Below are 12,369 nucleotides of genomic sequence, written 5' to 3'. Positions count from 1 at the left end.
AAGCACTTGAGATATTTGCCCTAACCTTTATGAGGAAGCTACATAAGTTAGATAGAGAAGAGGAGGTGAAATCAATGGGGTGTGGAAGAGTTGAAGATATTACAGATGTAAAAAAGAGAAACGAAGGTTGCGTTTGCGATGTTGTACGTGCGATTAAAGATATTCAAGACCAAGCTAACAGAGAAGAATGTCCAGGATGTCCAACAAGTTGTTTCTTAGAACCACTTGGTGGTATTGTAAGTCCTTCTCGAAACCAAGCGGACACACGTGTATTCATGCTTTTGAATAAAGATGGTACTCCTTTCAAAGCATTTTTCCGTGATAGAGACAGATGTGATAATGACTGTTTCTCCGTATTTTTCCGAGTAGAAGATATTTTTGACACATGCTGTGCAACTTTACGCGTACTAGAACCGCTAGATAGAGAACGAAATGAAGTTGATTTATTAAACGAAGATGGTACAAAAATCGACTTAAGACAAATTTGTAAAGTTCGTAATTGGAGATTGACTGGAAGCTGTGTTACAGTCGATTTAAATTGTTTCTGTGCAATTGAATGTATAGCGGACGTATTTTTAGATGTATGTGACTGATCGTTTCCTCCTTGCAATGTCTACTCCGTTCGGGATATCCCGAACGGTTTTATCATGTATAAAACAAAAAAACTACCCTTTCTCAGGATAGTTTCTTTCATTCACTTCATTTCCACTCCACGCCAAACTATTTTTTCTACTTTATTAACTGGGTACTTAACAATTTCACCTTCTCCTATTATTAAAGTAACTAAATCATCAGCTACTTCCACTATTTCTCCTTGTAGATATATACCACCTTCAATATGAAACACTAGTGGTCGATATGCTTTTCGTTGAAACGGCTTAGAAAGAAAGTGCAATTTTTCTAATATAGCAAGTGTTTTTTTGGACATTGTTGATCTAATTTCGTATATTGAAGTACTTTCATCTTGGATTTCTTCTACAACATCCATTTGGACTTCCACCGGTACGTCAACCTTTTCCCTCGGCGGCAGATGGAAAACAGGTGGGGCTTTTATAAAAAGTAAAGGATCATTGAAAGAGTTCACAGACACATCCTTTTTTGCTTTAATCTATGCTTCTTTCAATGAAAAGGTGAAAATGCCTACTCATGACAAAGAGGAAATAAAAAGTGTCGCAAGTCCAAGATATATTAAAATACTAACAACGTCATTAATCGTAGTGATAAACGGACCAGAAGCAACAGCAGGGTCAATCTTCATTCGATGGATTAACAAAGGAATAAATGAACCACCAAGTGTCGCAACAAAAATAGAACCAAAGATTGCCGCTCCCACTAGTAATCCAATTAATAAGTCATGCTTCCAAAAGAAAACTATCCCAACCACTATCAATCCACACAATAGACCAGTTATTAGACCCGTTCCAGCTTCACGTAGTAATAATTTAATTTTACTTTCTTCTTCAATATCTCCTGTTGCAATACCTCTTATGGCAACAGCTAATGCTTGTGTTCCACTGTTACCGGCAGTGCCAGCTATAAGTGGAATAAAAACAGCAAGCAACGCAACCTGCTCCAAAGTCTCAGTAAATATACTCATTAAATTCGCTGTCATCATACCTAAAAATAATAATACGATAAGCCAAGGCAACCTCTTTTTAGCAGCAGTGAAAGGACTTTTGTCAAATGTATCCATATCGGAAACGCCGGCAAGTTTAGAATAATCATCGGAAGCTTCTTCATCTAATACATCAATTACATCATCGACGGTTACAATTCCAAGAAGATGTTGTTCAAAATCTACTACTGGAACTGCAAGAAAATCATAGTCTTTTATCATACGAGCTACCTCTTCTTGATCCTCACTAACTAATACACTTACAACACGTTCATTCATTATTTCTTTTATCAATGTATCTTCATCGGCTATGATTAAATCACGAAGGGAAATAACGCCTGTCAATTTATGTGAATCATCTACAACAAATAAATAATAAATTGTTTCAGCGTTTGGAGCCTCATTTCTCAATATAGTCATTGCTGATCTACATGTAGATGATTCTGGAATTGCTACATATTCAGTAGTCATGATAGAACCAGCCGTGTATTCTTCATAATGGAGAAGCTCTTTTATTTCTTGTGCAGATTCCTCGTCCATTATACTTAAATAACTAGCTACTTGGTCTTTCCCTAATTCGTTTAACACGTCAACAGCATTATCTGCATACATATAAGAGAGCATGTCAGCAGCATATGTTTTGTCCATTTCTTTTAAATAGAATTCATATTGTTCCTCTTCGAACTTTGTGGCTTCAAAGATTTCCGCCATTTCCTTAGGAGAGAGATAGTGATATATTTTCTTCCTTATTTCTGGCTCCACCTTCTCAAAAAATATTGACTGATCATAAGGGTGAAGTTGCATAAATTCTTCCCTGAACTCATCCATTAAATCATGAGTTAGAATGTCAATTAACTGGGATTCTTCTAATGCAAACTGATTCATTTCTTCTTTCACTTTTCTCACTCCTTTCTGCGGTTATCCTTATTCATTGTATGGGGTTTAACAATAATAAGCAACATCCATATAAGGTGTATTATTAAATTATTCCCTGGGAAATTAAATTAAAACTATTTAAATAATAATGAAATAAATCCCACAAATGTACCTTAAAAAAAAGGTAAACTTGAGGGATTTATTTTATGATTTCATTCATGTCTTGAGGGAATGGTGCTTCTATGTGAATAACTTCTTTTGTAAATGGATGACTTAACTTAATTGACTTAGCATGAAGCGCTTGTCGATCTATTAGCTTTTGACTTCCTCCATACAAATCATCACCAATCAATGGATGGCCAATTGACATCATATGCACACGAATTTGATGTGTTCGTCCGGTATGCAAATTTAATCGTACATGGGTTATTTTTTCTCCTTGAAATGTAAATCGCTTAATTACTTTTACCGATGTTTTTGCATACTTACCTTCTGAAGAAATAATTCGTTCAATTATACTTCCATTCTTACGACCTATTGGTGCTTCAATGGTAAAAGAGTCTTCAATCACATGTCCATGCACAATTGCTTCATATGTCCGAAAAACCGAGCCCGTTTTTTGCATTTCACTTAACAAATGATGTGCATGTCTATGCTTAGCGATACAAATAATTCCTGAAGTATCCTTATCTAATCTTGTTACAATATGAACTGTTGAGGCAAGACTTTTCGCTAGGTAATATCCTGCAACTTGATTGGCTATTGTTCCACTAGGATGTTCCCTAGAAGGAATCGTACTAATACCAGCTTCTTTTAAAATTATTAATAGATGATCATCCTCAAATAATATGGGAAAAGCTCCGTATTCGGGGATAAGCCCCTCACTTTTTTTCTCTTCTGGAAAAATAAGGCTCACGACATCTCCAATTTGCAGTTTATGTCGTACCGTTTTTTCTTCATCATTAACGAGAATTTTTCCACCTTCATACTTGATACTTGTTAAAGCTTTTTTAGAAATACCATACATTTTTATAGCATCTCTAAGTAGAATATTATTTTCTTTCATTTTAAAAGATAAAGTTATTTTTGTGTTTTTCATTCTTTCAAATCACTATCAATAAACGAATCATGCACTCGCTGCCAAAATGGAAATGAACGGAAACGAGCAAAACGAATTTTTTCATTGGCAACTCGATACATAATGGAGTGAACGTCTTTATGCAAAAGTTGTAAATGATCTACTGTTACCATAAAATCCGGGCCTTTTACTGGTTTTAAGAGACACGAATGATGTTTCGGCAATACAAGAGGTGCACCAACTGTACGGAAAACGCGGTTATTAATAGATGCAATTTCTGCTAATTGCATCGCCTCTAACGATGGATGAACGATAGCACCACCTAGTGCTTTGTTATATGCTGTACTTCCTGAAGGAGTAGACATACACAATCCATCACCTCTAAAACGCTCAAAGTGCATTCCGTTTAACTCTACATCCATTACTAATGTAACGTCTGGAGATTTTACGGTTGATTCATTTACAGCTAAATATACTGAACTATCCTCTTCGTGACGATAGTTAATAGTAACTTCCAGTAATGGATATTCGATTACATCATATTCTTTCTTAGCAATACTAATAACTAATTTTTCAATTTCAACCGGTTTCCAATCTGCATAAAATCCCAAATGTCCAGTATGAATACCTACAAAAGCAACGGAAGATGTTAAGTGCTTATACTTATGAAAAGCATGTAATAGTGTTCCGTCACCACCAATGGATAGAACGATATCAGGCTTTTCTTCATCAAATGTAAGACCGAAATCCACTAGATACATTTTTGCATCTTCCATTAACTTATTGGAAAGATCATCATTTCGAGACTGTATGAAAAATTTCATTATTCACGAGACCTCTCTTCTGTTTGGTTTAGATGTAGTTTTGGTGTGGACAATTCTTTTATTTCGCTAAAATATTTTTGAGCTTCTTGAATTTCTCCTCTAATTAAGGACATTTCTTCATCTAAGCGAAAGGCTGCTTCTGCTGCGTATTGTAATCTTTTTTTTATTTCTTCAGGAAATACGCCTTTGTATTTATAGTTTAGAGAATGCTCAATAGATGCCCAAAAATTCATTGCAAGCGTACGAATTTGAATTTCAGCTAATATGTTTATTTCTCCATGGATTGTTTGAACTGGATAGTCAATTATCATGTGATACGATCTATATCCACTCTGTTTTTTGTGAGAAATATAGTCTCGTTCTTCTACAATTGTTAAGTCATTCCGTGCACGTAAAATATTAACGACGGTTTCAATATCATCTACAAATTGACACATCATCCTCACACCAGCAATATCGGGTATTTCTTTCGCTAATACATCGGAAGGCTCGAATACAATTCCTTTTTCTAACGATTTATCATATATACTTGCTATTGGTTTAACCCGTCCAGTTACAAATTCAATCGGGGAGTTTATATTTTCTATTTCATATTGTGTACGCATTCCCTTTAGCTTAATTTTCAGTTCTGAAACTGCTTGCTTGTACGGCTCTAAAAAACGTTCCCATTGCCCCATAAGCGTGACCTCCACTCCACATGACTTTCTATGCTTTAAGAATTTCGTTGAATGCTTCCTCTACTGCACTTGAAAATTCAGCGCCATAGTTTTCATTTCCTTCGATATTGAAAATTAACATCTCAAGTTCTTCTCGAAACATATCTAACACTATTTCCTCATCACCATATTGCAAAGTTGGATCTTTTGTTGCTTTTAATGTAGTAACTAAAAGCGGCCATACATCTTGTCCAAACTTAACATAATGATATCCTGTTTCATCTTCTAGTAAATAAACAAAGGCTAACGAATCGGAATCGGTAATCATTTGTCCACCTGCTTTTATTTGCAAATTTATTGGAATATCATCTAAAATAAATCGGATATCATTTTCTAATTGCACACCACTGTGCACATTATAAGTAATAGGCAAAATATATCTTCCTTTCTATCCATTCTTCCCCTATTTTATCATATTGAATGTCATTGCAAAGCGTCTATAATAGAAATTATAAGAAAGGCTGTGAATTCATGCATACAGAAAAAGAAATTGAATTTAAAAACTTATTAACGAAAGATGAATTCAAACTATTACTAACCCATTTTCAAATAGTCGAAGATGATTTCTATACACAAACTAACTATTATTTTGATACACCAAGTAACTACTTTAAAGATAATAAAATGGGCTTTCGCTTGCGAGTAATGCCCCATAAAAATGAACTAACTCTAAAAGTTCCTGAGAAAGAGCATATTATGAACGAGACAACTTATCTGTTAACAGATCAAGAAAAAGAAGAAATTTTGTGTAACCTCCGTTTTCCTAATGTCCCCATTCTAGAACAAATAAAGAATGAAGGTTCTCTCACTTGTATAGGAAGTATGCAAACGAACCGGGCTAAAAAGACCTTTGAAAACGGTATACTATTTTTTGATCATTCCCTTTATAGTCAAACAGAAGATTTTGAAGTAGAATATGAGTGTAATGATGTCGAAAATGGGAAAAAAGTATTTCAAGATTTATTGGAATCGCTTCATATTCCTATAAGATATGCCGATAAAAAGATTGCACGACTTATAAACTATAATCATACCTTGAAAGGTTGACACCTTGTGGATATACAATCCTTAAAAACATTATTAGAAATAAATGCTATGCAAACATTAGGAGCAGTCCAAAGTTCTCAAAACAATAGTAATTCTTCCTTGTTTTCCGAGTTACTTGGAGAAGTACTTCAAGAGAGCGGAAATACTGCGACTTCCAATACAGCATCTTCTCTTTTTTATAATGGCAATGCTCCAATATTTATGCCATCGAATATTTCTTTTCAAAATGACAGTTTGGTAAATACTTTATCTGCTTTTACATCACAAAGCACTGAGCATTCTACTTATAATGAAATTATTCAACAAGCTGCTTCAAAATACGATTTACCGGAAAAGCTTATTTCATCCGTCATTAAACAAGAATCAAATTTTAACGCCAATGCAGTAAGTACTGCAGGTGCTTCTGGTTTAATGCAATTAATGCCTGGCACTGCAAAATATTTAGGAGTAACAAACATTTTAGATCCAGTAGAAAATATAATGGGCGGTGCCAAATACTTACGTCAAATGCTTAATCAGTTTGATGGAAATATAGAAACAGCTCTTGCTGCATATAATGCTGGACCCGGTGCCGTCAAAAAATATGACGGAATTCCACCGTATAAAGAAACGCAAAACTATGTCCAAAAAGTGATGAATTACTTCCAAGCTTAAATTTATTACTTCACACGACCACATGATAAATCCATAATGAAACGACCTCAACTAGTGGTCGTTTTTTTATGGCACTTACTTTCAGCACAGTCTAATTGTTTGAGATATTTGATGCAGATTGATAGAATATAAATAGAGCTAAGCAAAGGAGTCAGAAAGATGACAGACAAACTAATTCTTCCTTATGATGAAATCGGAGCTGAAAAATTATCAGAGCTAGTCGATACATTCTACGGTAATGTAGCAAAACATCCTAAGCTGAAGCCAATTTTCCCAAATGATTTAACTGAAACAGCAAGAAAACAAAAACAATTTTTAACTCAATATTTAGGTGGTCCTAATTTATATACGGAAGAACACGGACATCCAATGATGAAGATGCGCCATAATCCATTCCCTATCACACCGGAACGTGCAGAAGCCTGGCTTTCTTGCATGAGTGATGCAATGGACAAAGTAGGCCTCGAAGGAAAGTTCCGTGATAATTTTTATAGAAGACTTGTACTTACTGCCAACCACATGGTCAATCAAATGAGTCATGAGGAGGAAAAAATGTGACAAGAATACAAATTCCGACTGAAACGATTGCGCCTTCAATAGTAAACAAGCCAATTGAAATGTATATCTTTCTTGATCCTCTTTGTTCAGCTTGTTGGGATTTGCAACCAATCATTCGGAAATTGCAAGTGGAATATGGTCAGTATTTTACAGTTCGTACAGTTCTCAGTACGCAACTTAGTAAATTGAACAATGTTTGCAAAAGACCTAAGGAACAAATACTAAAAAACAATTACGATGTATCTGAAATAGAACATCCTGTATTCCCTTCTATTGCAGTAAAAGCTGCAGAGTTTCAAGGCAAGAAAGCTGCACTACGTTATTTCAATAAATTACAAGAACATCTCTTTCTAAAAACTAGAAACGTAACCTCTTTCTCTGTACTTCAAGATCTAGCAAACGAAGTTAAAATTGATGTGAAAGAATTTACAAATGATTTTCAGTCAAAAGAATGTGCACGTTCGTTTCAAAATGATTTATCGATAACAAGTGAAATGGAAGTAACGTCTTTTCCAAGCATCGTTTTCTTCAATGAAAATATAGAAGATGAAGGTATTAAAGTGTCCGGCATTTATCCTTATGAAATATATGTACAAATATTATCTGAAATGCTTTACGAAGAACCTAAGAAACAACAACCGCCTACTCTAGAAAAGTTATTTGACTATTTCTACTCATTATCTACTAGTGAAATAGCTTGCTATTATAATATATCTGAACAACAAGCCGAGCGTGAATTAAAGAAACGTCTATTACTCCAAGAAGTTGAAAGACTCATTATTGAAGACAACGTTTTATGGCAATTAAAATAATTAAAAGCAGCCTATTCTTCCAGTTTAAATGAACTAGAATCATAGGCTGCTTTTTATATAGTATAGACCTATTCTAAATCCAAAAAAAAGAAAAAGCCCATTCCTCCAATTGAGGAAAAGGCCTTTTCTTTTTACAAAGGGGATGGGAGAAATGTTCACGTTCAAACAAAGGGGTGTATGTTATCTTGTGATTTATTTCACACTCTTACTTTAACATGCCATTATTATAAATACAATATATTAGATACTCTTTTCACAAATTCGTCATAAGTATGACGTCTAACCTTTAATACTTCCTTAAATATAAGCTTTATCTGCATTGGTCATTCCAATTCTTCTTTGACAGCTAGCCTTCTTTATAGAAAGGTTTTGCCCCACGCTAAGCATAAACCTATTCAGGATGAGTACTCCTCATCACTTTCGTCCTGCGACGTATCCTGAAAATATGTGTTATACGGTACTGTTTCAATATGAAAAGTAAACGTTAGTTTCCTTGTGACATTATCCTAAACACAACCAGTCCCTCATGAAGTAAATACACGGATGTGTACTTGCCGCACGCTACGCATGAGCCACTGGAGGATGAGTCGCTTCTTTCCCGTCTTGCGTAGTGTAAGGAGTACATCCTGATGAAATAGACACAATTCAATGAAAGAAGTATGCCTTATCCCGGTTTTCAGTATTATTTATTAACAATCTTACTGAGCCATCCGATTTTATGCGTGGACCATCCGATTATTCAGGCAAACCATCCGATAATCTGGCTGAACCATCCGATTATTGAGAAAAACCACCCGATAATCTGACTGAACCATCCGATTATTGAGACAAGCCATCCGATTCGACCTTATATGCATTTTTTCTAACCGGATAGAAAAAATTGTGACTGGAGAAACGTAAATATGACCGGATAAAAAACTTAGTAACCAGATAAATTATTATCTATCCGTTCAATAACTTTTAGCTAATTGTAAGAAAAAAAGTCTGACATAAAATATGCCAGACTTCCTTTCTTATTCACCTAAAAGCAGTTGCTCTAGTTCATTCAATTTTTCTTCAAATACACGACATGCTTCCTCAATTGGAGCAGCTGTGTTCATATCTACCCCAGCCTTTTTCAACACTTCTATCGGATAATCGGAGGATCCAGCTTTTAAAAATTCATTAATATAGCGATCAACCGCCGGCTTGCCTTCTGTCAGTATTTGATTGCTAAGCGCTGTTGCCGCACTTAAGCCTGTTGCATATTGATAAACGTAGTAATTGTAGTAGAAATGTGGAATGCGTGCCCATTCTAGTCCAATCTGTTCATCAATAATAATCTCATCACCAAAATATTTTTTATTTAAATTATAATATTCCTCTGTCAGCTTATCTGCAGTAAGAGCTTCTCCGTCTTGATCTAGTTTGTGAATGATATGCTCAAATTCAGCAAACATTGTTTGTCGGAAAACAGTCCCACGGAAACCTTCTAACCAGTGATTTAATAAATAAATACGTTTTTTAGGATCTTCAATTGTTTTTAACAAGTAATCATTTAACAATGCTTCATTACTTGTAGATGCAACTTCAGCTACGAAAATAGAATAATCTCCATAAACATACGGTTGATTTGCTCGTGTATAATAACTGTGGATACTATGTCCAAACTCATGAGCAAGCGTGAATAAATTATTCACGTTATTTTGCCAGTTCATTAAAATATATGGATTTGTTCCATACGAACCCGACGAATATGCTCCTGAACGTTTACCCTTCGTTTCCACAACGTCCACCCATCGATTTTCCAGTCCTTCTTTAACGATGGAAACATATTCTTCGCCTAGTGGTTCAAAGCTTTTAAGCATGGTATCACAAGCTTCTTCATACGTGAACTCCATATCTACCTCTTTTACTAAAGGTGTATATAAATCCCACATATGAAGTTCTTCTAGACCCAGCACTTTCTTGCGTAATCCTACATATTTATGAAGTAAATGAACGTTTTTATTGATTGTGCCAACTAAATTATCGTACACACTTTCTGGAATATTATTTTGGGACATTGCAGCTTCACGAGCAGATGCATAGTTTCTAATTTTAGCATTTACATTGTCGCTTTTCACATTACCACTTAAAGTGGAAGCAAATGTATTACGAAATTTACTATAGGTGTCATACATCGCTTTGAATGCATCCTCCCGTACTCTTCCATCTTCACTTTCCAAAAAGCGAGTAAATCTTCCATGCGTAAGTTGTATATCATTACCATCTTCGTCTTTGATGAGTGGAAATTCTAAATCAGCATTATTTAATTTTCCAAATGTATCTGCAGATGCACCTGCTATTTCGGAGTATTGAGCAAGCAATGCTTCTTGTTCTTGTGAAAGAACATGAGGTCGTTCTTTATTAATTTCTTCTAGTAGTTGGCTATATAGCTTTAGGTTTTGATTATCTGATAAATAGCTTGAAATAATAACTTCATCTACAGATAAAATTTCTGGAACTAAGAAAGACAATTCAGTGGAAACCTTTACAAAAAGTGATTTAATACGGCTTTCCATTGCTTGATAGGTGCTGTTTGCAGTATCTTGATCATGACGCATATGTGCATACGTATAAAGCTTACGTAAGCGTTCAGTTAGTTCATCTCTATACATTAATACGGTCAATAAAGCATCCGCACCATTTTTAATAGTTCCCTGATAAGAAGCTGCTTTTTTAGATAGCTCTGAAACTTCTTTGAACTCCTTTTCCCATACATCATTAGAAGCAAAAATATCTTCTAATTTCCATGTTAAATGCTCCTGAACTTCTTCTCGTGTTAAGATTTTGTTCTTTGTTTCTGCAGTCAAGATGAACTCCCCTTCCATTTGCTTCGAAATTCGAATCACTTCTTATTTTCTCAATTTTCTAGTTAATTTGCAAGAAAATCACTGTACAGTAATTGGACCATTTTAGGAAAATTGATATAACTATCATATCCCTTTTGTCCAGTTGTAAGCATACATCGATTCAAAATATTTATATAAGCTTTTACAGCTATTAGTTTTTGTTCATCGTTCACAGGTCCAATTGGGCGATCTTGAATAAATGCCTTACAATGTGAAGTATTTACCGAATTAATAGGTACATTTATTTTATTTAAATAATCAAGGAGTTGGATTTGCCACTCTACTGCATGAACATGAAATACTTCTGCATTGGCAGTCGGAATTCCAATAAACAACGGGAGTTTTTGTGGAGATAATCTCCATCTATAACATATTTGCAAAAAGACAGATTGAATACCTCTTCTATTATAGAAATACAAATGATTAATATGCTTTAATCTATATGATTGATAGAGGTTAAAATACTTTTGATATTCTTCAAAAGAAATTCTCTTTATAATCGCAAAAGGCCATGTTTGGTCGTTAATAGATAATTTTTTAATTTTTGTAATATAGGTGTTTGTTTTTATATGAAGCGTATTTGAAATATAGTGAAAATGTTTAGTGTGGGGGCAGTAGGTGATAATTGTTTTTCCATACGTGGGATATGTTAAAAAGAACTGTTTTTTAAATGATGACAATTGCATGACACCAATTTCTTTAGTAGGTAGCTCGGATGGGGAGGGAGTTTTTAATATCCACAATGGGTTTACGGACTGTTTCTTATAACCATTTGACCGATCAATTAAAAGCGAAGCAGGTAATTGACTACATTGATATTCAATCGCTATTAGCTTGTCTCCGTTTTTAATTAAAATATCTGGTCTCTGATTAATAGAAGGAATATATTCCTCTAAATAAGCTTGTACATTTTTTTGTTGAAAGAATGCAAACAGTTGAAATTTACCATTGAGATGATCTTCGGTCTCTCCTTCTGAAAACGAGTTGATACAATCTGATTTACGTCTGTGAGCAAAATGTGGAATATTAATTGGTCCATTTTTTAATATGACTTCTTCCCGACATTGCAAACAAGAAAACTTATTATGTTTTTTTAATTCTCTTAAATGTTCTTTGGAATAGTTCGCAGGTATAAAAACTTGTCCATGTTTTGTGATTGCAGTAAGAAATTTTAACACCTCCTCTACCATAAGTTACGAATATTCTGATAAAAAGTCAAGTACTTTTAAAAAAGACAATTAAATAAAAAATACCTTCTATTAGAATGGTTTTAATTGAATACAAAGGCGTGAGAAATAAATGTTCTTGTGAAACAA

13 protein-coding genes are annotated in these 12,369 nt (G+C 34.4%); 5 read left to right on the top strand and 8 right to left on the bottom strand.

The window, feature by feature from the left end:
* Positions 1-74: 74 nt before the first annotated feature.
* Positions 75-593, top strand: coding sequence for a CotY/CotZ family spore coat protein (locus tag WAX74_RS08570; RefSeq protein ID WP_336497246.1), 519 nt, complete (start codon positions 75-77; stop codon positions 591-593).
* Positions 594-694: 101 nt separating this feature from the next.
* Here WAX74_RS08570 and WAX74_RS08565 read toward each other — a convergent pair whose 3' ends face one another.
* From WAX74_RS08565 to WAX74_RS08540, 6 genes are all read right to left on the bottom strand, one after another.
* A complete protein-coding gene (locus tag WAX74_RS08565; protein ID WP_336497245.1) occupies positions 695-988 on the bottom strand; it encodes a hypothetical protein in 294 nt (97 codons plus the stop codon).
* A 156-nt stretch (positions 989-1,144) separates the two neighbouring features.
* Positions 1,145-2,500, bottom strand: a complete 1,356-nt coding sequence (mgtE, locus tag WAX74_RS08560; RefSeq protein ID WP_336497294.1) for a magnesium transporter — start codon at positions 2,498-2,500, stop codon at positions 1,145-1,147.
* A 190-nt stretch (positions 2,501-2,690) separates the two neighbouring features.
* On the bottom strand, positions 2,691-3,590 hold the full coding sequence (locus tag WAX74_RS08555) for an RluA family pseudouridine synthase (RefSeq protein WP_336497244.1): 900 nt from the start codon (positions 3,588-3,590) through the stop codon (positions 2,691-2,693).
* A complete protein-coding gene (locus tag WAX74_RS08550) occupies positions 3,587-4,393 on the bottom strand; it encodes an NAD kinase (RefSeq protein WP_336497243.1) in 807 nt (268 codons plus the stop codon). The genes WAX74_RS08555 and WAX74_RS08550 overlap by 4 nt, the downstream gene beginning before the upstream one ends.
* Entirely contained in the window at positions 4,393-5,070 is a 678-nt protein-coding gene (locus WAX74_RS08545; RefSeq protein WP_336497242.1) for a GTP pyrophosphokinase, read from the bottom strand. The genes WAX74_RS08550 and WAX74_RS08545 overlap by 1 nt, the downstream gene beginning before the upstream one ends.
* 28 nt (positions 5,071-5,098) lie before the next feature.
* Positions 5,099-5,482, bottom strand: a complete 384-nt coding sequence (locus WAX74_RS08540) for a UPF0738 family protein (RefSeq protein WP_336497241.1) — start codon at positions 5,480-5,482, stop codon at positions 5,099-5,101.
* 98 nt (positions 5,483-5,580) lie between these two features.
* Here WAX74_RS08540 and WAX74_RS08535 point away from each other — a divergent pair, with 98 nt between their 5' ends.
* The 4 genes from WAX74_RS08535 (at position 5,581) to WAX74_RS08520 (ending at position 8,180) form a co-directional block, all read left to right on the top strand.
* Complete coding sequence (locus WAX74_RS08535) at positions 5,581-6,156, top strand: CYTH domain-containing protein (RefSeq protein WP_336497240.1); 576 nt, start codon at positions 5,581-5,583, stop codon at positions 6,154-6,156.
* A gap of 6 nt (positions 6,157-6,162) precedes the next feature.
* Positions 6,163-6,810: a lytic transglycosylase domain-containing protein gene (locus tag WAX74_RS08530; RefSeq protein ID WP_336497239.1), complete on the top strand. Its 648-nt coding sequence runs from the start codon at positions 6,163-6,165 to the stop codon at positions 6,808-6,810.
* Between the two features lie 159 nt (positions 6,811-6,969).
* Complete coding sequence (locus tag WAX74_RS08525; RefSeq protein WP_336497238.1) at positions 6,970-7,368, top strand: globin domain-containing protein; 399 nt, start codon at positions 6,970-6,972, stop codon at positions 7,366-7,368.
* Positions 7,365-8,180: a DsbA family protein gene (locus WAX74_RS08520; protein ID WP_336497237.1), complete on the top strand. Its 816-nt coding sequence runs from the start codon at positions 7,365-7,367 to the stop codon at positions 8,178-8,180. Before WAX74_RS08525 ends, WAX74_RS08520 begins: the two co-directional genes overlap by 4 nt.
* Positions 8,181-9,193: 1,013 nt before the next feature.
* Here WAX74_RS08520 and pepF read toward each other — a convergent pair.
* Both pepF and WAX74_RS08510 read right to left on the bottom strand, forming a co-directional pair.
* The gene (gene pepF, locus WAX74_RS08515; RefSeq protein ID WP_336497236.1) at positions 9,194-11,014 is read right to left on the bottom strand and encodes an oligoendopeptidase F; all 1,821 of its coding nucleotides are present in this window, start codon (positions 11,012-11,014) and stop codon (positions 9,194-9,196) included.
* 62 nt (positions 11,015-11,076) lie between these two features.
* Positions 11,077-12,243, bottom strand: coding sequence for a competence protein CoiA (locus tag WAX74_RS08510; RefSeq protein ID WP_336497235.1), 1,167 nt, complete (start codon positions 12,241-12,243; stop codon positions 11,077-11,079).
* Positions 12,244-12,369: the final 126 nt, after the last annotated feature.

It is taken from the genome of Psychrobacillus mangrovi (assembly GCF_037104765.1).
Classification (GTDB): Bacteria; Bacillota; Bacilli; order Bacillales_A; family Planococcaceae; genus Psychrobacillus; species Psychrobacillus mangrovi.
The sequence above is the reverse complement of the archived record's forward strand: the minus strand, read 5'-3'. Positions and strand labels throughout refer to the sequence as shown.